The following is a 25,846-nucleotide window of genomic DNA, read 5'->3' on the forward strand; positions in this document are numbered from 1 at the left end:
ATGTCGCCAAAGCCGTCTGTGGCGTTTGGTTCCCGGGACGGATTTGGCTATTATAGCAACCATGTACCGCGCCGTGACCCGCCAGATCGAAGTGACCGTTGAGCCGAACTTTGTTCCGGAGCAGTCGTCGGCCGACCGCTCGCGCTATTTCTGGTCCTACACCATCGTCATCACCAATTCGGGCGAGGAGACCGTGCAGCTCAAGACGCGGCACTGGATCATTACCGATGCCTCCGGCCGCCAGCAGGAGGTGAAGGGCGAGGGGGTGGTCGGCGAGCAGCCGATCCTGGCCCCCGGCGAGCGCTTCGAATACACCTCCGGCGTACCGCTCTCGACCGCCTCGGGCTTCATGACCGGCCGCTACCAGATGGTCAGCGAAACCGGCGAGCGCTTCGAGATCGACGTGCCGACGTTCTCGCTCGACAGTCCCGACAACAAGCGCGTGTTGAATTAGCCTTCGAGCGTAGCGGGGGTACTCATCGGGCGGCCCAACAGACACACCTTCTCATCCTCGCGGCGAGTTCGCCCGAGCTTTGATTGACTTTCCACCCTCTTGTTCGAGAGGGCGCAGGGAAGGCTGGGTGCCGGCTTGGCACCCACGGTCTGCTGCGCGAGATGTAGCGCAAAAAGACCGCACAGCAGCATACAGGTGAAGCCCAACACACGGCCTTCCCCGCGCGATGGGTTGACGGCTTATGCCCGCTCTCCCGGGAGCCGAATTCCCTCTGGCTTCCCTCGCCCCGCAGATTGACGATGCGGTTGATCCGGCTGGACGCTCCACACCTCCGCGACAGGCTTGACCGTAGCGACGACGGCCAGGACCCACGGCTTTGCCGTACGCGCGCTCGCCCGATGCCACAGGGTCTTCCCGCGCTGTTGACGTTGCGGGAAGAATGTTGGCGAGACGAACTCTCAGCGCCGCTCGTTCCACACGTGGTTTCGGGCTCACAGGACTACCCGCCCTGCCCGCACCCCTCCGTGCCGACGCTGCCGCGTCCACCGCAAGCCCGGCTCGCGATCCGTGACGACGTACGATCGCCCTCAAGGTCGAGCCGGGATGGGCGAAACATACGCTATTTCCGAATTTCGGAAGAGGAAATATATTTATGCGGGAGGATTGACGGGCGATCGAAACAGACCTCCCGCCAAGAACCTTATGGCCCTCCGACCGCCACCAGAAGAGGCCTCAGCCAAACCCAGCCTTGCGGCAGCGCGGCAGAAAGTGCGAGCGCAGCCCCGCTCAGACCGGCGATCAGCGACGTTGCAACAGCCTTTGAAATGTGAATTTCGATCGCATCCGCCACCTTCTTGCCTACGTCCATCGACCTTCTTCCGAGAAAGCTCACCAAGTTTTCCGCGCTCTTCACTGCACCATAAACTGTGGTCTTAGTAGCGCCGACAGGGTCACGTACAGCTTCGGCAAGGAACAGGAATGTCGCTGGCAGTTCTGGATCGAAATAGCGATGATGCTGCGTCATTACAGCTGCCATTTCCTCGAGCGCGCTGCCGACAACATTGCGATCTGCATCACCTTCTCGAGCTTCGCTGGCTTGAGCGAGCTTACTAAACTCGAGCCATCTCTCAAGCTTGTCGATACCCATCATCAGCGCGACACGGAGATGATTGAGATCTTCAAGCTGGGCAGCATCAAGAGCAGGCATATCGTCGCCACCCACACGATAGGCAGCCAGCAGTGCCCCGAACCGTTCAATTTCATAGCCGATACGAAATTGCCGATCTTTCACCTCGTCGACCCTCCCGGACAGCAGCCCGCCGAGGGCAATCAAGCGCTCACGGATTCGACTGTGATTGGTACCTACCCGAAAATCCGAGCGCGTGAGTTCGCGCATGTGGTCGACAACGGGAGCGCGCCAGTCGTTAAAGTCCCGTTCGGCTGTATTGAGCGGGCTATTGCGATCGGTCGCTTTTTGGAGTTTTCCGTCGCGCTCTACAATTTGAACAGGAGCGGGCGATTGATCCGGAATTTCGCTATTTTGCTGCCCTCGCGCTATTTCCGCAAGCCGGTTCGCAATCTTAGCATTAACAGCATCGGAGCTCCCATCCCACCGCAGAGCCCCCGGCAAATCGGTGAACGCAGCGAGGTACTGCTCACGGTCGTCGACAGCTCCGTGCATAAGAGCATCATACCAATCGATCCACACAGACCAGTGATTATTTCTCCGGCGCAGATCTCGCGCCAAATCCTGCCAAGCTTCTGCAATGCGCTACGGCGGCGAGTTGCGCCAAAGAGGCGTGGATGCGAGCTGGCGCACGGTCATTCCGGCGTGCAGCCGGCTTACATCAACTCGCGCCTCATTGACCAACATTGCTTGAGTGTCCCCAGCAGCGAAAGCGGCGCGAACGGTGTCGGCAGCGGCAAGGGCGAAATCGCTCGTAGTGTAGCCCGCGACGCTAGCAGCATCGACAGCAGGACGGACGGAAGCATCGACAGCGGCGCGAGCAAGCTCATCGATAGCATCGGTGGCCGCAGCGTCGGCAGCAGCAAAGGCGGCGAGGGCCGCAGCGGCCGCGGTTGTCGCAATCTCGCGGCTTGATCGTCGTTCAGCGGCATACTGCGAGATGGCGACTGCACGAAAAATTGGCAAGACGACATCGGTTCTGCCCCGATAAGACGATACCAAAGGGAGCACGCGCAATGACACCCGGCAGGCAATAACGGCAGACCAGTCACGCGGCCGCTTGCCTAGCCAGCGTGCGAATGCATTGAAATCACCAGGATCCGGTGGATTTACCGGCGCAGCTTTTGGCCCAGAATCCGCCTCGCCTGACATCCCTCACTTGGCTACGCCAACTCCCTCTCCACGGAGACTTCATGCTAACATGCTGCAGGGGTTGCACGGCAAGCAAAACTATCGCCCGTCGGGCCGCTGCCCATTACGTATCCGATAAGGTTTGCGAAGAATGGCTAAAGAGGCCTTTTGGCATGGGCATCGGCCCACTCGGGCCTACTCCACGCCCGCCTCGTGCGGCGTGAACTGGTACACCGACGAGCAGAACTCGCAGGTGACGACGACCTTGTCGTCCTTGACCATTGCGGCACGATCGTCCGGCGAAAAGCTCTTGAGCATCGAGGCGACCGCATTGCGCGAGCAGGAGCACTGCACCTTGAGGACCTGCGGATTGAACACGCGCACGCCGCGCTCGTGGAAGAGACGGTAGAGCAGCCGCTCGCCCGAGAGTTCGGGATCGATCAGCTCGACGTCTTCGACGGTCTCGATCAGCGAACGCGCCTCGACCCAGGCGTCGTCTTCGGCGACACTGTGCACTTCGACACCTTCAGGCGCATCGCCGGGATGCAGATCGGCCTGCCGGGCGCGCTCGGGCGCCTTCGGCAGAAACTGCATCAGCATGCCGCCGGCCCGCCAGCGATGCTTGCCGCCGTCGCTCGAGCGCCACTCCTCGCCGACCGCAAGGCGCACGCGCGTCGGGATCTGCTCGGAGCGGAGAAAATATTCGTGCGCGGCGTCTTCCAGGCTGCCGCCGTCGAGCGCAACCAGACCCTGGTAGCGGCTCATGTCGGAGCCCTGGTCGATGGTCATGGCGAGATGGCCGCGGCCGAGCAGCGTGCCAGACTGCATGCCGGCGTCCTTGGCCTCGCCGAGGCGCTCGGCGTCAAAGCGCGCATAGGCGCGCAGGCGATCCGGCGCCATGTAGTCGACGACCAGGAACGACACCGGACCGTCGGTCTGGGCCTGAAGAATGAAGCGACCTTCGAATTTCAACGCGGTGCCGAGCAACGTCGTCAGCACGATGGCTTCACCGAGCAGCTTGCCGACGGGTGCGGGATAATCGTGCTTGGTCAGGATATCGTCGAGCGCCGGGCCGAGCCGCACCAGCCGCCCGCGCACATCGAGCGCGTCGACCTCGTAAGGCAGCACGGCGTCGTCGATCGGAACCGCCGATGGTGCGCGAACCGGGCCTTCAGGCCCGGTTTTCATGTCAGAGGATTGGGAAACCATGGCGCTCTATCTGGGGTCGGAGAGTGGGGATTGGAAGGGGCACGGAGATGGTGTGTTCCGGATGCGGATTGAACGGTAACAAGCCGCCTCAAATTCGGTGTCGTCCCGGGACGCGCGAAGCGCGCACCCGGGACCATAACCACAGGATGACGTTGTGACCGGCGATGACAACTCCGAGTCTTCGCCAAACTCAATCCTGTGGCTATGGATCCCGGATCGGCGCGCCGCTGCGCGGCGCTTGTCCGGGATGACAGCGGAGAATGAGGCCATCAAGGCGGCCCCACCACCGCAATTACTTCACCGCGTCGAAGCACCAGGCCAGAATGCCCTTCTGCGCATGCAGGCGGTTCTCGGCCTCGTCGAAAACGACCGATTGCGGACCGTCGATCACCTCGTCCGTGACCTCCTCGCCGCGATGGGCCGGCAGGCAGTGCATGAACAGCGCATCGGGCTTGGCCAGCGACATCAGCTTGGCATTGACCTGGTAGGGCTTGAGCACGTTATGGCGATGCTCGCCCTCCTTGTCGCCCATCGACACCCAGGTGTCGGTGACGACGCAATCGGCGCCGCGCACGGCGGCTTCCGGATCGGTGCCGAGCACGATCGGCGCGCCTGACGTCTTGATCCAGTCGCGCATTGCCTTCTTCGGCGCGAGCTCCGGAGGTGTTGCGACGTTGAGCTGGAATTTGAAGCGCTCGGCGGCATGCGCCCAGGACGCCAGCACGTTGTTGTCGTCGCCGGTCCAGGCCACCGTCTTGCCCTCGATCGGGCCGCGATGCTCCTCATAGGTCATGAGGTCGGCCATCACCTGGCAGGGATGCGACCGCCGCGTCAGGCCGTTGATCACGGGCACAGTCGCATAGGCCGCAAGCTCCAGCAGCGCCTCGTGATTGAGAATGCGGATCATGATGGCATCGACATAGCGCGACAGCACCCGCGCGGTGTCGGCGATGGTCTCGCCGCGACCGAGCTGCATCTCGGCGCCGGTGAGCATGATGGGCTCGCCGCCGAGCTGGCGCATGGCGACATCGAACGACACCCGCGTCCGCGTCGATGGCCGCTCGAAGATCATCGCCAGAGTCTTGCCTTCGAGCGGCCTGACCGGCTGGTGCGCCTTCTGCTTCGCCTTCATGGCCGACGAGGCGGCGAGCATGCTCTTGAGCTCCGACAGCGGCAGCTCGTTGATGTCCAAAAAGTGCTTTGGAGCTTTATTGGGCGTCTTGCTCATCAGCTTGCCGCCCGCTTGGTCTGGCTGGACAAGATTGCAGCGCAGGCGCGTTCGAGCCGCCCGACGCTGTCTTCGATCTCCGCCTCGGTCACGATCAAGGGCGGCAGGAAGCGCACGACATTGTCGCCGGCTCCGACGGTGAGCAATTTCTCGGCGCGCAGCGCCGCGACGAGATCGCCCGAGGGCACCACGGCCTTGATGCCGATCAGGAGCCCCTCGCCGCGCACCTCGCTGACGACATCGTGATGGCGATCGATCACGGAGGCGAGCTTCTGTTTCAGCAGCAGCGACATTTTCTGTACGTGGTCGAAGAAGCCGGGCTTGAGCATGACGTCGAGCACGGCGTTCGCAGCGGAGATGGCGAGCGGATTGCCGCCGAAGGTCGAACCGTGCGAGCCCGGCCCCATGCCGCGCGCAGCGTCGGCGGTGGCGAGCACTGCGCCGATCGGGAAACCGCCACCGAGCGCCTTCGCAAGCGACATCACGTCGGGCACGACGCCGGTGCGCTTGTAGGCAAAGAGTTCGCCGGTTCGGCCCATGCCGGTCTGCACCTCGTCGAAGGCGAGCAACAGGCCGCGCTCGTTGCAGAGCTCGCGCAGCGCCTTCAGGAACGCGGGAGGCGCAGAACGAACGCCGCCCTCGCCCTGGATCGGCTCGATGAGAATGCCGGCGGTGTGCGGGCCGATCGCCTTCTTCACGGCCTCCAGGTCGCCATGCGGCACCTGGTCGAAGCCGTCCATCGGCGGACCGAAGCCCTCGAGATATTTTGCAGAACCGGTGGCGGCCAGCGTCGCCAGCGTGCGGCCATGGAAGGCGCCCTCGAATGTGATCATGCGATAGCGCTCAGGATGCCCCTTGGAGAAGTGATGGTGGCGCACCAGCTTGATCACACCTTCCAGCGCCTCGGCGCCGGAATTGCAGAAGAACACAAAGTCGGCAAAACTTTCATTGCACAGACGCGCCGCGAGCTTCTCGCCGTCCGGGCTCTGGAACAGGTTCGACATGTGCCAGAGCTTCGTCGCCTGCTCCTGCAACGCCTTGACCAGCGTGGGATGCGCATGACCGAGCGCATTCACCGCCACGCCGGAGGTGAAATCGAGATAGCGATCGCCATTGGTCGCGATCAGCCAGCAGCCTTCTCCGCGCTCGAAACCGAGGTCGGTCCTGGCGAAAACGGGGAGCAAATGCGGCGCGGCGCTGTTGGTCATGACGTCACTTGAATGTTGCGGACGGTGTCACGCGTGCATTGCGCAACGCACCATTGACCGGCCCGGAAAACGAAACGTGCCGCCTTTTAAGGGCGGCACGCAGGACTATCTTATGCCTGGCAAGACGGGTGTCAATGCCGCCCGGAAAGCCCCGCGAAACGCTGAATCCGTAGTCTTGCGGTGCCGATTTTGCGGGATTTTCACCACGGAACATGTGGACGCGAGTCGGCGGACTCTTGCGCGGGAGTCACGCCATATTGTAGCGTTTGGACTGTCAGATACGACATCTCGTGCAGCAGTTCTGATCCCTTAAGTCCTCATGTACCGGCGTAAACGTTCGGGCGTCTTGAGCGCGCCCGGCGAGCCTTAAGGGATTCTGGCGGCACGGGTTTTTCAAGGCTTAGGCAATCGCTGCGAAGGCCCCAGGATGGCAGGCGCGCAGCGAGGGAAAGGGTGCAATGACGGTTTTGACCTGGTCCGATGATCGCGTCGAGCAGCTGAAAAAGCTCTGGGAGGCCGGACTTTCGGCCAGCCAGATCGCGGCGGAGCTCGGCAATGTGACCCGCAATGCCGTGATCGGCAAGGTGCACCGGCTCGGCTTGTCCGGCCGCGCCAAGAGCCCTTCGTCGGCAGCGCCCCGGCCGCGCAAGGCGCGCCCCGCGCAGCACATGATGCGGGTGACCCGCCCCGTTGCCCGCGGCAACACCGCGCTGGCGCAGGCCTTCGAGGTCGAGGTGGAGGCCGAACCCGTCACCTACGACAATGTGGTGCCGATGAGCCAGCGGCTGTCGCTGCTGGAGCTGAACGAGGCGACCTGCCACTGGCCGGTCGGCGATCCCTCGAGCCCGGATTTCTTCTTCTGCGGCGGCAAGGCGCTCTCCGGCCTGCCCTACTGCGCCCAGCATTCGCGCGTGGCGTATCAGCCGGCGGCGGATCGCCGGCGCGCACCGGCGAAGCCCACGCGGTGAGTTTGCGGATTTAGTTGGCTGACTGCAAAGTCGGCAGCCGTCGCACGACGGTGCCTCAACACATCCGATGTCGTCCCGGACAAGCGCGCCACAAGCGCGCGCAGATCCGGGACCAATAGCCACCGCAAGATGTGGTTACGGGGACTCGGAGATACCCTTTCGCAAGACAATCACGCGCTGTGGTTATGGGTCCGGATCTGCGCTTTCGCTTGTCCGGGACGACACTGAACGTGTGGCGATAGCTCGCTAAACCCGCGCCTGCAAACCTTACGTCTGCTCCGCCTTCGCGAACCGATCGTCCAGCGCATAGCCGGCGCCGCGGACGGTGCGGATCGGATCCTGCTCGCGGCCGAGATTGAGCAGCTTGCGCAGGCGGCCGATGTGGACGTCGACAGTGCGCTCGTCGATGTAGATGTCACGGCCCCAGACGCTGTCGAGCAGCTGCTCGCGCGAGAACACGCGGCCGGGATGCTCCAGGAAGAACTCCAGCAGACGATATTCGGTCGGGCCGAGATCGATCGGCCGACCCGAGCGCGCCACGCGGCGCTTGTCGCGGTCGAGCTCGATGTCGCCATAGGCGAGCACGGTGGCGAGCCGCTCGGGGCTGGCGCGCCTGAGCAGGCCCTTCACGCGCGCCAGCAGCTCCGGCACCGAGAACGGCTTGACGATGTAGTCGTCGGCACCGGTCGCAAGTCCCCGCACCCGCTCGCTCTCCTCGCCGCGCGCGGTGAGCATGATGATCGGCAGCTGCTTGGTTTCGGGACGGGTGCGCAGCCGCCGGCACAGCTCGATGCCCGACAGGCCCGGCAGCATCCAGTCGAGCACGATCAGATCGGGAATGTGCTCCTTGAGGCGGGTGTCGGCATCATCGCCGCGCATCACCGTCTCAACGTCATAGCCGTCGCCTTCGAGGTTGTAGCGAAGAAGCTCGGTGAGAGCTTCCTCGTCCTCAACCACCATAATGCGTGCGCCCATGTTGTCGTCGCTCCTTGGGTATTCGGCGCCGCTTAGGTATTCGGCACCGTCGTGGCGAAGGTCGTCATGTCGCCCTTCGGCCGCTTGTCGGTGATCGCCTGGCCCTCGATCATGTAGAACACGGTCTCGGCGATGTTGGTGGCGTGGTCGCCGATCCGCTCGATGTTCTTGGCACAGAACATCAAATGGATGCAGAACGAGATGTTGCGCGGATCCTCCATCATGTAGGTGAGGAGTTCGCGGAACAGCGAGGTGCAGATGGCATCGACTTCCTCGTCGCCCTTCCACACCGCCATTGCTGCCGGCAGATCGTGCGCGGCATAGGCGTCCAGCACCGACTTGACCTGCTGCTGCACGAGGTCGGTCATGTGTTCCAGGCCGCGGAACAGTTTCAGCGGATGAAAATCCGTCTCCAGCGCCGCGACGCGCTTGCCCATGTTCTTGGCGAGGTCGCCGATGCGCTCGAGATCGGTCGCGACGCGCATGGCGCCGACGATCTCGCGCAGATCGACGGCCATCGGCTGGCGGCGGGCGATGGTGAGCACGGCGCGCTCCTCGATGCGCTTCTGCAGCGTGTCGAGTTCGGCGTCGGTGGCGACGACGCGCTGACCGAGCGCGACGTCGCGGCGGATCAGCGCGTCGACGGAATCGACGATCATGCGCTCGGCGATGCCGCCCATCTCGGCGACCAGGCGCGTGAGTTCCTGGAGGTCGGTATCGAAAGCCTTTGCGGTATGTTCAGAACCCATGTTCCGTCTCCTCAGCCGAACCGGCCGGTGATGTAATCCTGCGTGCGCCGGTCGCTCGGCGACGTGAAGATCTTGCTGGTGTCGTCGAACTCGATCAACTCGCCGAGATACATGAAGGCGGTCTTGTCCGAGACGCGCGCCGCCTGCTGCATGTTGTGCGTGACGATCGCGATCGTGTAGTTCTCGGACAATTCCTGGATCAGCTCCTCGACCTTGGCGGTCGAGATCGGGTCGAGCGCCGAGCAGGGCTCGTCGAACAGGATCACCTCGGGCCGCACCGCGACGGTGCGGGCAATGCAGAGGCGCTGCTGCTGGCCGCCAGAGAGAGACAGGCCGGAGGCGTTGAGCTTGTCCTTGACCTCGTTCCACAGCGCGCCGCCGCGCAGCGCCTTCTCCACGCGATCGTCCATCTCGGACTTCGAGATCTTCTCGTAGAGGCGGATGCCGAAGGCGATGTTCTCGTAGATCGTCATCGGGAACGGGGTCGGCTTCTGGAACACCATGCCGACCCGGGCGCGCAGCAGATTGAGGTCGAGCTTGGGGTCGAGCATGTTGGTGTGGTCGAGCAACAGCTGGCCGGTGGCGCGCTGGCCCGGGTAGAGGTCGTACATCCGGTTGAAGATGCGCAGCAGGGTCGACTTGCCGCAGCCGGACGGGCCGATGAAGGCCGTGACGCGATTGGTGCCCAGCGCCAGATTGATGTTCTTCAGCGCATGGTGCTCACCGTAATAGAAATTGAGGTTGCGCGCGGTGACCTTGGCAGGCGCCTCGGGGAGCGGCTGCGAGCCGGGATGAACGGTCGGCGCGCTTACGGAAATAGACATTTCACTCATTTTGCGGTCCTCTCGGCACCAAGGATGCGGGCGCCAATGTTCAGGGCAAGCACAGTCAGGGTGATCAGCAGCGCCCCGCTCCAGGCGAGTTGCTTCCAGTAGGCGTAGGGGCTTTGCACGAAGTTGTTGATGGTCACCGGCAGGTTGGCCATCGTCTTGTCCAGGCCGAGGCTGAAGAACTGGTTGGACAGCGCGGTGAACAGCAGCGGCGCGGTCTCGCCCGCGACGCGAGCCGTGGCCAGCAGCACGCCGGTGATGAGGCCCGAGCGCGCCGCACGGTAGGCGATGCGCTTGATCACCAGCGAACGCGGCAGACCGAGTGCGCTGGCGGCTTCACGCAGCGGGTTCGGCACCAGCAGCAGCATGTCCTCCGTGGTGCGCACCACGACCGGGATCACGATCACTGCGAGCGCGAGGCTGCCTGCGATTGCCGAGAAGCCTCGCATCGGCACCACGACCGCACCGTAGATGAACAGGCCGATGATGATCGAGGGCGCCGACAAGAGGATGTCGTTGATGAAGCGGATGACCGAGGTCAGCTTGTCGTTGCGGCCGTACTCGGCGAGATAGGTGCCGGCGAACAGGCCGAGCGGCGCGCCAATGCCGACGCCGATCACGGTCATGATCAGCGAGCCGACGATGGCGTTGCGCAGGCCGCCCTCGGTCGATCCGGGCGGCGGCGTGTCTGCGGTGAAGACTTGAAGGTTGAGCCCGGCCAGACCGTTGTACAGCAGCGTGATCAGGATCAGCGCGAGCCAGGTAACGCCGAAGGCGGCGGCGGCGATGCAGAGCCCGCGGATGATGACATCCCAGCGGCGGCGGCGTGAATAGATCGGGTTCATGGCTTCACTTCCCCGCCTTGGTTTCCAGGCGCATCAGCATCAGCCGCGCGGCTGCGAGCACGAAGAACGTCAGCACGAACAGGAGCAGGCCGAGCAGGATCAGGCCGGACTGGTGCAGGCCGTCGCTCTCGGCGAACTCGGATGCGATCGCCGCCGAGATCGTGGTGCCCGGGGCGAAAATCGATGAAGAGATGCGGAACGAATTGCCGATGATGAAAGTCACCGCCATCGTCTCGCCGAGCGCGCGGCCCAGCGCCAGCATGACGCCACCGATGATGCCGACGCGGGTATACGGGATCACCACGCTGCGCACGACTTCCCACGTGGTGCAGCCGACGCCGTAGGCGGCTTCCTTCAGCACCGGCGGCACCGTCTTGAACACGTCGACCGAGATCGAGGTGATGAAGGGCAGCACCATGATGGCGAGGATCAGCGCGGCATTGAACAGGCTGAGATAGGACGGGGGACCTGCGAAGATCGCGCCGAGCACGGGCACGCCGTCGAACACCTTGATCATGAAGGGCTGGAAGGTGTTGGCCAGGAACGGGCCCAGCACGAAGAAGCCCCACATGCCGTAGATGATCGAAGGAATGCCGGCGAGCAGCTCGATCGCCATGCCGATCGGGCGGCGCAGCCATTGCGGACAAAGTTCGGTGAGGAAGATCGCAATGCCCAGACCGACGGGAATGGCGATCAGCATCGCGATGAAGGAGGTGACGAGCGTGCCGTACATCGGCCCGAGCGCGCCGAGCACGGGCGGATCGGCCGAAGGGGCCCAGCGCTGCGTCCACAGGAACGACAGGCCGTATTCCTTGATCGCCGGGAAGGCGCCCACAATCAGCGAAATGATGATGCCGCCGAGGATCAGCAGCACCGAGATCGCGGAAAGCCGCGTGATCCAGTAGAAGGTGACGTCACCGAGCTTGAACGCGCCCAAGGCCTTGGCGCGATCATAAGGTCCGGCATCGTCGATTACATCGCTCTGAACGGCCATCTCTGCCACGCCGATCCCCTGTTTTGCCTTACGCCATCTGCATGCCGCCAAAGGCGGTCGTTTTCGACGGTTTGCCCGCGTCGTTCCGGGTGGTCTCAAGGACCCGGAATCCTGGGATTCCGGGCCGCTCCTTCACTCGCGCCCGCCGAGGCGGAGCGCGAGTTTCAGTATGCTGCAATCAGCTCTTGATCTCGGCAGCCCACGTCTTCTCGATCTGCTTCACGACCGTGTCGGGCATCGGGATGTAGTCGAGCTCCTCCGCCATCTTGTCGCCCTTCTCGAACGCCCACTTGAAGAACTTGATGGCTTCCTGGGAGGCCGCCTTGTCGGTCGCATCCTTGTGCATCAAGATGAAGGTCGCGCCGGTAATCGGCCACGACGTCTCACCGGGCTGGTCGGTCAGGATCACATAGTAGTTCTTGGAGCCGGCCCAGTCGGCGTTGGCGGCTGCCGCCTGGAAGGCCGCAACAGTCGGCTGCACGGTCTTACCAGACTTGTTGATCAGGGCGCCGTAGGTCAGCTTGTTTTGCTTGGCATAGGCATACTCGACATAGCCGATCGAGTTCTTGGTCTGGCTGACATTGCCCGCGACGCCTTCATTGCCTTTGGCGCCAACACCCGTTGGCCACTCGACCGCGGTACCAGCACCGACCTTCGTCTTCCACTCGGCATTGGTCTTCGTAAGGAAATCGGTCCAGATGAACGTGGTGCCGGAGCCGTCCGACCGACGCACGACGGTGATGGCGTCCGAGGGGAGCTTCACCTTGGGATTGAGCTTGGCGATCGCCGGGTCATTCCATGTCTTGACCTTGCCCAGATAGATGTCGCCCAGCAACTCGCCAGAAAACACCAGCTCGCCCGACTTGATCCCTTCGAGATTGACGACTGGCACCAAGGCGCCCATCGCCTGCGGCCATTGGATCATTCCGTCCTTTTCAAGTTGCTCGGGCTTGAGGGGCATATCGCTCGCGCCGAAGGTCACGGTCTTGGCCTGGATCTGCTTGATGCCGCCGCCCGAACCGATCGACTGGTAGTTCAGACCGTTGCCGGTCTCCTTCTTGTAGGCGTCAGCCCACTTGGAATAGAGCGGGAACGGGAACGTCGCGCCGGCGCCGGTGATGTCGGCCGCAAAGGCTGCCGTCGTCGATGCGGCGACCAAGCCAGCAGCGACCATGGTTTTGAGGAAATTCATGCTGGTCTCCATACAGGGGAGCGAAGCGCCATCCGCGCCCGATCGCGCTCCCCGCGCCGTCCGTTTAGGAGCGGTCGGCTGTGCTTTTACGAAGGTTTCGTGACAGCTGGATGACGCAACCAAGCGATTGAATTCGCTTGATTTTTAGGCCGAAGCCGAAATCTTCGCCTGGGGAAAACACGCCGTGAAAGTCGCGCCATGCCTGGGCACGCTCTCGATCAGAAGCCGCCCGCGATGACGGTTAAGAATATGTTTCACCAGCGATAATCCGAGCCCGGTCCCGCCTTGCGAGCGGCTGTCGCCGACGTCCACCCGGTAGAAGCGCTCGGTCAGCCGCGGCAGGTGCTCGGGCGCGATGCCGGGGCCGAAATCGCGAACCAAGACCCGGATTTCCGGAGTTCCATCAGTGGCGACGCTTGGTGTCAGCGACACGATGACGCGTCCGCCGGAGGCGCCGTATTTGAGCGCGTTCTCGATCAGGTTCTCGAACAGGCGGAGCAGTTCCTCGCGGTCCCCCGCGATCATCACCGGCAGCTCCGGCAGTTCGATCTCCACCTCGACCTGGCGCTCGCGCGCCAGCGGCTCGAGCCCGTCGGCGACCTGGCGGATGATCGGTATGAGGTCGACCAGGGTGTCGGGCCGGACATGGGCCGACAGCTCGACCCGCGACAGCGACAGCAGATCGTCGATCAGGCGCGCCATGCGCGTGGCCTGGTTGTGCATGATACCGAGGAAACGCTCCCGCGCCTTGGGATCGTCCTTGGCCTGGCCCTGCAGCGTGTCGATGAAGCCCGACAGCGCGGCCAGCGGGGTGCGCAGCTCGTGGCTGGCATTGGCGACGAAGTCGGCGCGCATCTCCTCGACCCGGCGCAGCGGGGTCTGGTCGTGGAAGGTCATCAGCATGCATTTATCGGCGCCGCCGAAGCTGGTCGGCACCGGAACCGGCGTGATCATGAGCTCCATCCAGCGATCGACCGGAACATGGTCGAGATAGGTCGCGCGCCGCGGCTCGGTGGTGGCGATCGCCTCGCGCAGCGCCGTGATGATCTCCGGTGAGCGCAGCGCGAACTGGGCAAGTTCGTTCCGGCGCAGCGCCGGCGCGAGCTGGGCGGCCGCGGCGTTGAGATGGATGACGCGGCCGGCGCGGTCGAGCAGCACCGCCGGATCCGGCATGCCGGCGACTACCGCAGCCACCGCCGCGCTCTCGACCGGGTTGATCCGCCTGACATCATCGCGTGAGGCGGCGGTATCGTGCAGCCTCCACGGGATCAGGGCTGCCGCCGCGATGCAGAGGAACACAATCGCGGCGTGCAGCGCGGACAATTCGCCGAGCGAGACCACGACGGAGAGCGCCAGCGCCGCGGCGATCAGGATGATGGTCGAGTGCCGCAGCCGGTCGGACCAGGGCTGGGCGGGGGGAGAAGATGGGGCGTCGATCGCCATCGGGACGGGCTTCTCCTGGGGGACTTGTCCTAACGACCTTGTCTTAAGGGCCTGGCACCGGTCAGGCGCCGCTGTCGCTACGCTCTCGCACATAGGCGGCTTCGCGCGCCGGGCCGGGGTCCAGCTTGAGCGCCGCCTGATGCAAGCGCTTCGATCGCGCGCCGATGATAACCTCGCGAAGCGTCAGCAAGATTACAGATAGGACGAAGGGAGACAGATAATAGAGGACGCGGAACAGCAGCATGCCGCCCAGAAGCTCCTCCCGGTCCATCTGCCAGAGGCCGACCAGCATGGCGGCGTCGAACACGCCGAGCCCCCCCGGGGAATGGCTGGCAAAGCCGAGCAGGGTGGCCGAGACGAAGATCACCGCAACCACGACGAAGCCGACATGGGGCTCGTCCGGCACCAGGACATACATCGCCAGTGCGCAGAAGCCGAGATCGACGATGCCGATCGCGATCTGAAGCAGCGTCAGCGGGCCGCCCGGCAGCACCACGGTCCATGGGCCGCGGCCGACCACCCGCGGCTGGGTCCAGACCCAGACCACGTAGCCGATCAGCGCCACGATGATCATCAGCGCCAGCGTCCGGTTCAGCCAGGGCGGAAGCTGGTCGATCGAGGCGGCGGCCTCCGGGTGATAGGCGATGCCGAGACCGAGCACGGCGGCATTGCCCAGCCAGAAGGTCAGGCCGGCGAGAAAGCAGATTTTTGCGACGTCGATCGCGTTCAGCCCATAGGCCGAATAGATGCGGTAGCGCACCGCACCGCCCGTGAAGACGCTCGCGCCGACATTGTGGCCGATGGAATAGCTGGTGAAGGCCGCGAGCGCGTTGATGCGATAGGGCACATGGGCATGGCCGATCGCGCGCGTGGCGAAGAGGTCGTAGAATGTGAGGGTGAAATAGCCCGCAGCGACGAACAGCGCCGCCATCGCAATCTGACTCGGCTCGGTGCTCTTGATCGCCTCGAGGACCTCGTTGAAATCGATGCCTCGCAGCATGTGGTAGAGCACATAGCAAGCGATGCCGATGACCGCGATGCTGATCACAACTCCAAGCTTATGCAGGACTTGCTTCTGGCGCAGAAACGACATCGCCCTGCGTATGGCTTCCAGCATCTAGACCTCGAACAACAACGCTTCGGCGGCCAGGGTGGCCGGCGGACAGGCGGACGAAGCACAGGCACCCAGCGAACCCTCGCCGTCGGCGCCGGCATCGCGCATACCCCCTGCCCCTCCACTAGCGCGTTTTCGGGCGGAGTGGAATTCGCCAATCCGAACAAAAACACGTGCCTTCAATATTTTAGGCAGGGTTACGGCTCCTGATGCACGATTTGGCGCTTTCGGCGGCAAGGCTTGACGCGAATCTCCATGGCAATCCTGCGCAGGCGCCATGAAGTTTTGATGATTTCGGCCGCACAATGTTCCGTCACGCCTTAAGCCGACATCAATCTATGGGGCAGGCCTGACTGTTGAAAGAGGAGGATCGAAGCGGCCAGTTGACGCGTTCTGAGGCGCCGGAAGGCCGCGGCGGACGCCCCCCGTCCCTTCAGTGAGGGTGCACAGCAACATCACAGAGCGGCCGGTGGCGCGGTGCGCGAGACCACGCGGTCGCGCAGCCATGCACCGATGGTGCAGCCGACGAGGTAGCAGGCGAACATGATCAGGCCGAGGTCGAGCCAGTAGCCGAAGCGGCCGGGGACCACATGGGCGAGCGAGGCCGCGACCAGCGCGGCGGTGAGCGCGGCGAGCCAGCGCGCCGTCACTTTCGAGGTGCCGTTGCCGCGCTGGACCACCGAGATCCAGCCCATGCAGAAGCCCAGCAGCAGCGAGCCGATCAGCCAGCCCAGATGGAACGAGACGAGATAGGGCATCGTCACCTCACCAGAAATTCGATACGGCGGTTCTGGGCCTTGCCTTCATCGGTGTCGTTGCCGGCGAGCGGCTGCGTGCTGCCATGGCCAACCGCGGTGAAGCGGCTGGCAGGCAGGCCGGCCTTGACCAGATAGTCGATCACCGCCTGCGCGCGCTTTTCCGAGAGAGCCTGGTTGAAGGAATCCTCGCCGTCGGCGTCGGTATGCCCGGCAATCTCGATATTGGTGGTGGGGCAGCGAAGCGCCGTCTCGATCAGACGATCGAGGATGCCGGCGGAGTCGGGATCGATGTCCGCACGCCTGATCGCGAAACGGATCTTGCCCTTGGTCAGAAGCTCCGAGAACAATTGCTGGCACACAGTACCGTCGACCGGGCCTGCCGCAGGCTTCACCGTGATCTCCGGCTTGTATTGCCAGTTTTTCGGGAAGTCCTTGCCGAGCCCTGCGCGGATATCGTTGGCGGCGCCCTCGTAGAGCGCATCGCCCGACAGCTTCACCTCGCGATCGGAGACGACAAGCGTGCCGGTCGAGAGCCGCGACAGCGCGCCGAGCGCTGGGACCACGGCCGCGCTGAAGGAGCCGGGTGCCCCGATGCTGGCCTTGAGGTTGTCGACGACCTTCTCGGTGAAGAACTTTCGCGTGGCGCTGGTGGCGATCGCCGCATGGACATTATTGTCGGGAACATAGCCGGTCAGCGTCACGGTCGCGGCCACCGGATCCTTGTAGGCCTGGAAGATGTAGGGCGGCGCCTTGATCTCGTTGGCGGCGATCGAAAAACCCTCGGGCAAGTTCTTCAGCGCGGCCGCGATCGCCTCGCGGCCGCCGAGCTCGCGCGCCATGCCCGACAGATTGACCTTGGTGTCGGTTATCGTGATCTTGCCGTCCTTGAGCTTGCCGATCTGATCCAGGAGCAGCATCGCGGCAGCCTCGAAGCGTGGCGGCGCACCGCGCGCCAGCCCCATCTGGTCGGCCACCTCGACGCCGCCGACCTCCTTGCGGGCGGCCTCGGTCAGCCGGGCCTTCATCGACGGCAGGGGCGCGGAGCCCGACAGAGTCACCCGCACCACGTCGCGCTCGGCGTTCCAGACGAAGGGCTTGGCTTCGGGAACAAGGCGGGTCCGATCGTCGACCAGGCGGACGCCGGCGACCGTCTCGACCGCCATCACGGCGTCGCGGCGACCCTCCTCGGAGAAGGCGTCGGCGGCCAGGCCGACGTCGCGGCCATCGACCACGATCCGTGTCTTGTCCAGAACGGTATCCTTCAGCGCCGCCGAGCTGCGCGCCGACAGATCGGCCTCGACCGGTAAGGTGTTATTCCAGGCCGCAAATCCCCACATGGCGGCCAGGGGGATCAGCCCTGGCCACCATTTGCTGGCCCACCTGAAAAGCTTCTGCATTCGACGACCCGAACTCTGGAAACGGAGACAAAACAAACCCTTGGCAGGCTGTCAAACCGGAAATGCTGCCGATCCAGGGACCCCGCATGGACAATCGGAATAACTTTTTCTTCAAGGGTTCTTCCCTAAGTTGAGGACGGAATGCCAGAGTCCCCCCAGCCGTTCATGAAACAACTGCGTAACAACGTCATCCGCGCCGGGCTGGGAGCACTCTATTTCAGCGGAGCGCACCACCTGTTGCGCCCACTTTTGTCGGGCGTCGGCGCCATCTTCATGCTGCACCATGTGCGGCCTGCCCGCGAGGCTGCGTTCCAGCCGAACCGGCATCTCGAAGTCACGCCCGAATTCCTGCGGGCGACGCTGTGCCATTTGCGCTCGCGCGACATCGACATCGTCAGCATGGACGAGTTGCATGAGCGGCTGGTGCAGGGCCGGTTCGACCGCCGCTTCGCCGCCTTCACCTTCGACGATGGGTATCGGGACAATCTGGACCATGCATTGCCGGTGTTGCGCGAATTTGACGCGCCGCTGACGGTCTATGTCGCGAGCGATTTTGCGGAAGGGACCGGACGATTGTGGTGGACGGCGCTGGAGGCCGTGATCGCCAAAGCCGAGCAGGTCGACATCCAGATCGGAAATTCCGCGCTGCGGCTGGATGCCACCACGCCTGCCGCCAAACAGGCAACGTTCGATCGCCTGCACAACTGGCTGCGCGCGCTGCCGGGCGAGCACGACCTCAAGCGCGAGATCGAAGCGCTCTGCACGACGTACGACGTCGACATGGAAGCGCTGTGCCGCAGCCTGTGCCTGTCCTGGGCCGAGGTGAAGACATTTGCCGCCGATCCGCTGGTCACGATCGGCGCGCATAGTGTCAGCCATTGCAACCTCGCCAAGCAGGCGGAAGACATCGCCGCGCAGGAGATGACCGCGAGCCGCGCGCGGATCGAGCAGGTGTTGGAGCGCCCCGTGTTGCACCTCGCCTATCCCTATGGCGATCGCGAGGCCGCGGGGATGCGCGAATTCGCCCTTGCCGCATCCGCCGGCTTCAAGACCGCGGTGACGACACGGCCCGGCATGCTGTTCGCGGAGAATGCCGGCCACATGACCGCGCTGCCCCGCGTCTCGCTCAACGGCAACTACCAGGACGCGCGCATCCTGCCGGTGCTGACCTCAGGCGCCGCGACCGCGATGTGGAACGGTTTTCGCCGGATCGCGGCGGCGTAGCTGCAAACTCCGCTGTCGTCCCGGACAAGCGCGCCCTCAGCGCGCGCAGATCCGGGACCCATACCGCGTGATCTCTCAATTGATGTTGATAGAAGTACCGGACGACGAGCCGTCGCCAAATTGCGCCCTGTAGCTATGGGTCCCGGATCTGCGCTTACGCTTGTCCGGGACGACACCGAGTTGGTCGACCCGCTGTCATGCCCCACTCCGATCCCATCCCCAGCGCGTTCCTTGACTCCCCTTCCCGCCCCGCCCAAAACAGCGCCAACCAAGGGAGGCACCATGTTCAACGATCTGTTCTCGCTCAAAGGCCGTGTCGCGCTGGTGACCGGCGGCTCGCGCGGCATCGGCAAGATGATCGCGGCTGGATTTCTCAGCGCCGGCGCGGCAAAGGTCTACATCACCGCGCGCAAGGCTGGGCCGTGCGAGGAGACCGCCAAGGCGCTCACCGCACAATATGACGGCGAATGCATCGCGCTGCCGATCGACATGTCCACGGTCGCCGGCTGCGATCTGCTGGCGAGCGAATTTAAGAAGCGCGAATCCAGGCTCGACATCCTCGTCAACAATGCAGGCGCGGCCTGGGGCGCGGCGTTCGACGAATTTCCGGAGAGCGGCTGGGACAAGGTGATGAACCTCAACGTCAAGGCGCCGTTCTTCCTGACCAAGGCGCTGGCCGGCCCCCTGCGCGCGGCAGCAAGCGCGGAGCAGCCGGCGAAAGTGATCAACATCGCCTCGATCGACGGCATCTTCGTCAATCCGATGGAGACCTATTCCTACGCCGCGAGCAAGGCGGGGCTGATCCATTTGACCCGCCGCATGGCGGTGAAGCTCATCTCCGACCATGTCGTGGTCACGGCCATCGCGCCGGGCCCGTTCCAGTCCGACATGAACCGTGCCGCGCGCGACCATGGCGACGAGGTCGCAACGCGCGTGCCCGCGGGCCGCATCGGCACCGACGAAGACATGGCGGGCGCCGCGATCTATCTCGCCTCGCGCGCCGGCGACTACGTGGTCGGCGCGACCATCGCGGTCGATGGCGGCATCGTCTATGCGAATGCGGGGATCAAGGGCAGCGGGTGGGATAGCGACTGATCCGGCGGGGCCCCGAACCAAAACGTCGAAAACAACCCCATGCACAGTAGAATGCGCCTTGATCGGCAAGGGATTTTCGAGCGGCACGGTAACGACAATTGCAGCCGCGATCAGCTTGACACGTCGGGCAAAACACGTGTCGAGCTGAGGCGTGTGTACTCAGAATCCATCAGTGTCGATGGAGGCACGGCGACGTCCGCTTTCCGCTCGAAGACGTGCATTGGCTGCCCCAGCGGTCGAATCGCGTGGGTTTGGCTCCCTGGCGACGACTTCCGTTCTCCAGAGGCGAACACCGTCGCGCCCACTCGGCACGTCTCGAACGGGCCCAGCCGGCAACATACTGTTGTTGCTTAAAGTAAAAGGCCCAACTGAGCGGCCTTTGTGTCAGAGAACCTGACGGTATTGCTCCGATCCAGCGCAGGCGCAATCGCGTCTAGACGCCCTGGGCACGTTCACGGCGCGCTGAAATTTCCCAGCACCTGTCGCGAAATCCTAGGGTAGACTGGTTGGGGTGCTCTTCGGAGGGATGCGGCCAGGAGGCGCCCATGAATGTTACAGCTTGGCTGCACGGTCTAGGGCTGGGGCGATACGAACAGGCGTTCCGGGAGAACGACATTGACGCTTCGGTCCTTGCCCGCCTCACGGGCGACGATCTAATCGGGATTGGCGTCGCCTCGGTGGGTCACCGCCGCAAGCTGCTTACCGCTATCGCGGAGTTGCGTGACGGACCGACGCCGACGCCGCGCCCTGTCCCAAGCGCACCCGCCGCGACACCGAGGTTGGCTTCGCCGCTTCCGGATGCTGAGCGGCGGCAGGTGACAGTGCTATTCGCTGACATCGCCGGCTACACGAAACTCGCCGACGAACTCGACGCTGAGGAAGTCCACACCCTCCTTGAAAGCTTCTTCGATCTTGCCGACGCAAGCGTCGTCGATCACGGTGGTACTGTTGACAAGCACATCGGTGATTGCGTGATGGCTGTCTTCGGTGCCCCGGTAGCATATGGCAACGATCCTGAGCGATGCGTCCAGGCGGCCCTCGATATCGGAAGCCGCATGCCGGTGGTCGCGGCCGATCTTGCCCGCCCTATTAGCGTGCACATCGGCATTGCCAGTGGCGAAGTCATGGCCAGCGATACCGGCAGCGCACGCCACGTTGAATACACTGTCACCGGCGAATCCGTAAATCTCGCCTCACGACTGAAGGATTATGGCGCCCCCGGGCGAAATCTTCATTTCAGATTCGCTCTACCGTGCCCTGGCCGAACGGGTCGACTGCTCCGACGTCGGTGAGCTCACCATCAAAGGGCTCGCAAAGCCGGTAAGAGTGTGGCGACTGCACGCCCTTCGCAAACCGGCCCGCTCCAGCCGCCAAGCCTTTGTTGGACGGCACCGCGAACTAAGGGAGCTCGAAGCGGCGCTCGTCCGGTGCCGGAACACGCTACACGGCCGGACCATCTACATCCGCGGTGAGGCTGGCATCGGCAAGACCCGCCTGCTCGAGCAGTTTCGGACAACCGCCGAGAGGCAGAACTTCGCCTGCCACGGCGGGCTGGTGCTCGACTTCGGAATGGGCTCCGGCCAGGACGCAATCCGCTCTCTCGTCCGCAGCCTGCTCGGTTTGTCGGGCGAGAGCAGCGAGGAAGAGATCTCTGTTGCTGCTGAGAAGACCATTGCGGATGGCATGCTCGCTAACGAGCGACGAGTGTACCTGAATGACCTCCTCAACCTACCGCAGCCGACTGGACTACGTACGCTATATGACGCCATGGATAATCCCGCCCGCAACCGCGGTAAGCGGGCGACCGTCACCGAACTTGTCACCAACGCGAGCGGCCATCGTCCTCTGCTGCTGGCAATTGAGGACGTGCACTGGGCTGATCAGATGACCCTCGCTCATCTGTCGAACCTCGCTGAGACCGTCGCTGGATGTCCGGCGCTTCTGGTCATGACCTCGCGGCTCGAGCGCGACCTGCTTCAAGAGGCTTGGGTACCGACGATTGCCGGCCTGCCAATGGTGACGATCGACCTCGGCCCGCTTCAGCCAACCGAAGCCAACCGGCTCGCCGAGGCCTATTTCGGCGAAGTAGGCGAGCTCGCCCAGCGTTGTGTCGAACGGGCCGACGGGAATCCGCTGTTTTTGGAGCAACTGTTGCGGCACGCCGAGGAAAGCGCCGAGGGCAACGTCCCGGGGTCGATCCGGAGTCTGGTACAGGCGCGCTTAGATCGGCTTCCACTCTCCGACAAGCGGGCGCTGCAAGCAGCCTCGGTTCTCGGCCAGCGCTTTACTGCGGAAGCGTTGGCCGCCCTACTCGACCAGCCTGGCTGGAGTTGCGCCGGCCTGATGCGGCATCTCCTGGTGCGCTCGCAGGGCGATCACTTTCTTTTCGCCCACGCGCTGATTCAGGAAGGAGTCTACGACACCCTGCTCAGGAGCCGGCGCCGCGAGTTGCACCGCAAGGCGGCAGATTGGTTCAAGAGCCGTGACCTGATGTTGTGCGCACAGCATCTCGATCGAGGGGACGACGATGGCGCTCCGCGTGCCTTCCTGGAGGCAGCACGAGCGCAGGCTGCGGAGTACCGGACCGAACGGGCCCTACGTCTCGTCGAGCGCGGAGTAGCCTTGGCTAACAACCGGGCCGATCTAAGCGCACTGCATCTGCTTCGGGGCGAAATCCTGCATGACCTCGGTCTAATCCCAGAATCGATTGCTGCTTTTGAGCAGGCCCTGGCAGTGGCCGATGCTGACATCGAGAGGTGTCGAGCCTGGCTCGGGCTCGCTGCCGGCCTGCGCGTGACCGATCGTTTTGACGAGGCTTTTGCGATGCTGGACAAGGCCGCGAGCGCGGCTATGGACGATCTTTCGGCGGCGGAGCGCGCGCGGATCCACCATCTGCGTGGCAATCTCTGCTTCCCCCTCGGAAGGCTCGTCGAGTGCTTACATCAACATGAGCGCGCTCTCGACTGCGCCCGGATAGCCAGTTCGCCAGAGCTGGAGGCGCGCTCGCTTGGCGGGTTGGGCGATGCTGAATACGCGCGCGGCCGAATGGCCAGCGCTCATCGGCACTTTAGCGGATGCGTGGAGCTGTCGGGCGGGTCTGGCCACGGGCGCATCGAAGTCGCCAACCTCAGTATGGTCGCGCATACCCAGGTGTACCTCAACGATTTCTCCGAAGCACTCGCGACGAGCCAGATGGCAATTGAACTGGCAGCGCGGGTCGGGCATCACCGCGCGGAAATCATCGCCCATAACGCGGCGTGCAACGTGTTTCGCACGACAGGCGAGTTTGCGCGTGCGAAGATTCATGCCGATCGGGCGCTGCTCCTCGCTCAACGTCTTGGCGCCAAACGGTTTGAGGCTGTAAGCCTCAACGATCTAGCGATGGTCGCCCGCTCAGAAGCGAGCAAGGCGGAGGCGATGGATTTGCTGCGCCGCGCCTTGATGATCGCCCGGGAGACCGGAATGACTTTTGTGGGTCCGTGGATCCTGGGCCATCTCGCGGTCACAACTGATGATTCCGTTGAGCTTCAAACGGCGCTGGCAGAAGGCGAGGATATTCTCCGCAAAGGCGCTGTCGCCCACAATCATCTGTGGTTCTTCCGATACGCGGTTGAAGCATCGCTGCACTCGCAGGATTGGAAAGGCGCGGAGCGCTATAGTGCTGCCCTGGAGGATTTTACCCGGGCAGAGCCGCTACCCTGGGCCAACTTCTTTGTTCGATATGGACGCACTGTTTGTGCACTTGGTCGGGGTCGTTCCGAACAGGTAACGACATGGCAACTTCGGGACCTGTTGGTAGAAGCCGAGCGCCTGGGCATCGGTCCTGCGCTTGGGCCGCTGGCTTTGGTCGAACGGCCCCGCCAGCAAGACAGTCTGACGTGAATGTAGACAGAGCTGCTAGCGGAAGTCCGAGGCACATCATGAGACGTCATTTGTGCGATGACGTCCGCGATCACTGGTTTGCTAACGAACATCGGAAGACCCCACGATAGGAGCAACCTCAGACCTCATTGACGATCGCTGTGTGCAAGAGGAGGAGATCATGCATGCCATTGCCATCGAAACTTTTATCGGCAACATGCGCGGCCCCGTCATCAGGCAAACGGACGCCGATTATGACGGCGTGCGAAGCCTCTACAACGGGATGATCGATAAGAGACCCGTGATGATTGCGCGATGCACCGATGTCGCTGATGTTGTCACTGCGGTCAATTTTGCGAGGCAGAACGATCTCGCGGTCGCGATCCGCGGAGGCGGCCACAACGGACCAGGCCTTGGCAGTGTCGATGACGGGCTGATGATCGACATGTCGATGATGAAAGGCGTGCGGGTCGATCCCACTGCACGTACCGTCCGCGTCGGTCCCGGCTGCACGCAGGGCGACGTGGATCACGCCACGCATGTTTACGGACTCGCTGTGCCGGCCGGCATCGTCTCTACCACGGGTATCGCCGGCCTCACGCTCGGCGGCGGCACCGGATACCTCACCCGGAAGTATGGCCTGACCATAGACAATCTGCTTGAGGCGGATGTCGTGCTTGCCGACGGCCGTATTGTCACCGCGAACAAATCAGAGAACGCTGACCTCCACTGGGGCCTGCGCGGAGGCGGCGGCAATTTCGGTATTGTTACGAGCTTCCTGTTCCAGGCTCATCCGGTGACCATGGTCTATGCCGGCCCAATCTTCTGGGATCTCAAGGATGCCCGGACCGTCATGCAGACGTACCGGCATTTCCTGCCTAGGGCGCCTGAAGAGCTTGCGGTCTTTGTCGGGTTAAAGACCGTTCCGCCGATGGAGCCGTTCCCGGCGGAGCATCAGGGCAAGCGCGCCTGCGCGATCATAGCCTGCTACAACGGCGCGACAGCAGACGGCCAGGCTGTCATGGCTAAATTGCTCTCTGAACTCCCCGCGCCGCTCTTCAACTGGATGGGCGAGATGTCCTATCCGGCCCTCCAGTCCATGTTCGATCCGTTCTTGCCGAAGGGCCTGCAATGGTACTGGCGCGGCGATTTCGTGAAAGAACTGACTGACGAAGCGATTGACGCCCATATCGCCCAGGCACACAAACTACCGAGTCCGCTCTCACTCATGCATCTTTACCCGATCGACGCTGCAGTCCGTCGTGTCGGCAAGAGCGACACCGCCTGGAGCACGCGCGATGCGACCTGGTCGATGGTTATCGCCGGGATCGATCCCAATCCGCAAAAGGCGGGCGAGATCACCCGCTGGACCAAGGGATACTGGGAGGCGGTGCATCCCTACTCGGCTAACGGTGGCTACGTGAACTTCATGATGGACGATGGAGATGACAACAGACTCAAGGCCACCTACGGGGACAATTACGATCGTCTCGTCGCCTTGAAAGCCAAATACGACCCGACGAATTTTTTCCGCGTGAATCAGAACATCAGACCGCTGCACTTGTAGACGGTGGCTGCGCGGTTGAGGCGTGCAAAGTCTTGTAAGAGCGTTCTTTTCGCCTTCATGGTTCGAAAGAACGCTCTACCATCATTTGCGTTCGCCGCTCTTGCCGTCCCTTCCGCTTCGGGTCCGATATTGTTGCAAAAGTCAGTTGAGACGAGCCAGCAAGCGTGATTCCGTTGTGTTGACGCGAATCGCGACGAGGTCGATCCATGATGGGCCGTCTGAAGGGTGACCAAGGTCAACTGTTCTACGAGTTTCATCTCAGCGATGTAGTTCCCGAAGATCATCTGGTGCGGAAGATCGACACTGCTCTCGATCTATCCTGGCTTCGCAGCGAACTTGCTCCTCATTATTCGTCCATGGGTCGCCCGTCGATCGATCCGGAGCTGATGATCCGGATGTTGATCGTAGGGTATGTCTT

At 63.3% G+C, this 25,846-nt stretch carries 23 protein-coding genes; 9 read left to right on the forward strand and 14 right to left on the reverse strand.

The window, feature by feature from the left end; genetic code table 11:
- The first annotated feature begins 61 nt into the window (after positions 1-61).
- Positions 62-454 carry a Co2+/Mg2+ efflux facilitator ApaG/CorD gene (gene apaG / locus H1B27_RS34150; RefSeq protein WP_024337101.1) on the forward strand — a complete coding sequence of 131 codons (393 nt, stop codon included), beginning with the start codon at positions 62-64 and terminating at the stop codon, positions 452-454.
- A gap of 700 nt (positions 455-1,154) precedes the next feature.
- On the opposite strand, the gene H1B27_RS34155 is transcribed toward apaG, so the two are convergent.
- The gene (locus H1B27_RS34155; protein WP_197969062.1) at positions 1,155-1,604 is read right to left on the reverse strand and encodes a hypothetical protein; all 450 of its coding nucleotides are present in this window, start codon (positions 1,602-1,604) and stop codon (positions 1,155-1,157) included.
- A 15-nt stretch (positions 1,605-1,619) separates the two neighbouring features.
- Here H1B27_RS34155 and H1B27_RS34160 point away from each other — a divergent pair, with 15 nt between their 5' ends.
- On the forward strand, positions 1,620-2,555 hold the full coding sequence (locus H1B27_RS34160) for a hypothetical protein (protein WP_197969063.1): 936 nt from the start codon (positions 1,620-1,622) through the stop codon (positions 2,553-2,555).
- A 411-nt stretch (positions 2,556-2,966) separates the two neighbouring features.
- On the opposite strand, the gene H1B27_RS34165 is transcribed toward H1B27_RS34160, so the two are convergent.
- From H1B27_RS34165 to H1B27_RS34175, 3 genes are all read right to left on the reverse strand, one after another.
- Complete coding sequence (locus tag H1B27_RS34165) at positions 2,967-3,980, reverse strand: Hsp33 family molecular chaperone (RefSeq protein WP_197969064.1); 1,014 nt, start codon at positions 3,978-3,980, stop codon at positions 2,967-2,969.
- Positions 3,981-4,272: 292 nt separating this feature from the next.
- Positions 4,273-5,208 carry an ornithine carbamoyltransferase gene (gene argF / locus H1B27_RS34170; protein WP_028179016.1) on the reverse strand — a complete coding sequence of 312 codons (936 nt, stop codon included), beginning with the start codon at positions 5,206-5,208 and terminating at the stop codon, positions 4,273-4,275.
- Positions 5,208-6,416: an aspartate aminotransferase family protein gene (locus H1B27_RS34175; protein ID WP_061879662.1), complete on the reverse strand. Its 1,209-nt coding sequence runs from the start codon at positions 6,414-6,416 to the stop codon at positions 5,208-5,210. Before H1B27_RS34175 ends, argF begins: the two co-directional genes overlap by 1 nt.
- A gap of 458 nt (positions 6,417-6,874) precedes the next feature.
- On the opposite strand from H1B27_RS34175, the gene H1B27_RS34180 reads away from it, so the two are divergent.
- Positions 6,875-7,384 (forward strand): GcrA family cell cycle regulator, encoded by a 510-nt coding sequence (locus H1B27_RS34180; protein WP_061879663.1) that lies wholly within the window; start codon positions 6,875-6,877, stop codon positions 7,382-7,384.
- A 267-nt stretch (positions 7,385-7,651) separates the two neighbouring features.
- Here the strand turns inward: H1B27_RS34180 and phoB are convergent, their stop codons facing one another.
- The 10 genes from phoB to H1B27_RS34230 all read right to left on the reverse strand — a co-directional run bounded on the left by phoB (position 7,652) and on the right by H1B27_RS34230 (position 17,681).
- A complete protein-coding gene (gene phoB, locus H1B27_RS34185) occupies positions 7,652-8,359 on the reverse strand; it encodes a phosphate regulon transcriptional regulator PhoB (RefSeq protein ID WP_008143479.1) in 708 nt (235 codons plus the stop codon).
- A 32-nt stretch (positions 8,360-8,391) separates the two neighbouring features.
- Positions 8,392-9,108, reverse strand: coding sequence for a phosphate signaling complex protein PhoU (gene phoU / locus H1B27_RS34190; protein ID WP_061879664.1), 717 nt, complete (start codon positions 9,106-9,108; stop codon positions 8,392-8,394).
- Between the two features lie 11 nt (positions 9,109-9,119).
- Positions 9,120-9,941, reverse strand: coding sequence for a phosphate ABC transporter ATP-binding protein PstB (pstB, locus tag H1B27_RS34195; RefSeq protein ID WP_061879665.1), 822 nt, complete (start codon positions 9,939-9,941; stop codon positions 9,120-9,122).
- Positions 9,938-10,783: a phosphate ABC transporter permease PstA gene (gene pstA / locus H1B27_RS34200; protein WP_061879666.1), complete on the reverse strand. Its 846-nt coding sequence runs from the start codon at positions 10,781-10,783 to the stop codon at positions 9,938-9,940. Before pstA ends, pstB begins: the two co-directional genes overlap by 4 nt.
- Before the next feature lie 4 nt (positions 10,784-10,787).
- On the reverse strand, positions 10,788-11,777 hold the full coding sequence (pstC, locus tag H1B27_RS34205; protein WP_197969073.1) for a phosphate ABC transporter permease subunit PstC: 990 nt from the start codon (positions 11,775-11,777) through the stop codon (positions 10,788-10,790).
- A gap of 178 nt (positions 11,778-11,955) precedes the next feature.
- Positions 11,956-12,969, reverse strand: coding sequence for a phosphate ABC transporter substrate-binding protein PstS (gene pstS, locus H1B27_RS34210; RefSeq protein WP_061879726.1), 1,014 nt, complete (start codon positions 12,967-12,969; stop codon positions 11,956-11,958).
- Positions 12,970-13,113: 144 nt separating this feature from the next.
- Positions 13,114-14,412 (reverse strand): ATP-binding protein, encoded by a 1,299-nt coding sequence (locus H1B27_RS34215; protein ID WP_061879668.1) that lies wholly within the window; start codon positions 14,410-14,412, stop codon positions 13,114-13,116.
- 61 nt (positions 14,413-14,473) lie between these two features.
- Positions 14,474-15,529 carry a lysylphosphatidylglycerol synthase domain-containing protein gene (locus tag H1B27_RS34220; protein WP_028179025.1) on the reverse strand — a complete coding sequence of 352 codons (1,056 nt, stop codon included), beginning with the start codon at positions 15,527-15,529 and terminating at the stop codon, positions 14,474-14,476.
- 452 nt (positions 15,530-15,981) lie between these two features.
- Complete coding sequence (locus H1B27_RS34225; protein WP_061879669.1) at positions 15,982-16,284, reverse strand: hypothetical protein; 303 nt, start codon at positions 16,282-16,284, stop codon at positions 15,982-15,984.
- A 2-nt stretch (positions 16,285-16,286) separates the two neighbouring features.
- A complete protein-coding gene (locus H1B27_RS34230; RefSeq protein ID WP_197969065.1) occupies positions 16,287-17,681 on the reverse strand; it encodes an OmpA family protein in 1,395 nt (464 codons plus the stop codon).
- Positions 17,682-17,846: 165 nt separating this feature from the next.
- On the opposite strand from H1B27_RS34230, the gene H1B27_RS34235 reads away from it, so the two are divergent.
- The 6 genes from H1B27_RS34235 to H1B27_RS34260 all read left to right on the forward strand — a co-directional run.
- Positions 17,847-18,905: a polysaccharide deacetylase family protein gene (locus H1B27_RS34235; RefSeq protein WP_197969066.1), complete on the forward strand. Its 1,059-nt coding sequence runs from the start codon at positions 17,847-17,849 to the stop codon at positions 18,903-18,905.
- A gap of 282 nt (positions 18,906-19,187) precedes the next feature.
- Positions 19,188-20,000: an SDR family NAD(P)-dependent oxidoreductase gene (locus tag H1B27_RS34240; RefSeq protein ID WP_197969067.1), complete on the forward strand. Its 813-nt coding sequence runs from the start codon at positions 19,188-19,190 to the stop codon at positions 19,998-20,000.
- 545 nt (positions 20,001-20,545) lie between these two features.
- Positions 20,546-21,292, forward strand: coding sequence for an adenylate/guanylate cyclase domain-containing protein (locus H1B27_RS34245; protein ID WP_197969068.1), 747 nt, complete (start codon positions 20,546-20,548; stop codon positions 21,290-21,292).
- A complete protein-coding gene (locus H1B27_RS34250) occupies positions 21,210-23,882 on the forward strand; it encodes an ATP-binding protein (protein WP_197969069.1) in 2,673 nt (890 codons plus the stop codon). The genes H1B27_RS34245 and H1B27_RS34250 overlap by 83 nt, the downstream gene beginning before the upstream one ends.
- A 160-nt stretch (positions 23,883-24,042) precedes the next feature.
- Positions 24,043-25,428 carry an FAD-binding oxidoreductase gene (locus H1B27_RS34255; protein ID WP_246515891.1) on the forward strand — a complete coding sequence of 462 codons (1,386 nt, stop codon included), beginning with the start codon at positions 24,043-24,045 and terminating at the stop codon, positions 25,426-25,428.
- Between the two features lie 206 nt (positions 25,429-25,634).
- Positions 25,635-25,846, forward strand: a 212-nt coding sequence (locus H1B27_RS34260) for a transposase (RefSeq protein ID WP_376709018.1), incomplete at its 3' end; no start/stop codon positions are given.

This window comes from Bradyrhizobium diversitatis (assembly GCF_016031635.1).
GTDB lineage: Bacteria > Pseudomonadota > Alphaproteobacteria > Rhizobiales > Xanthobacteraceae > Bradyrhizobium > Bradyrhizobium diversitatis.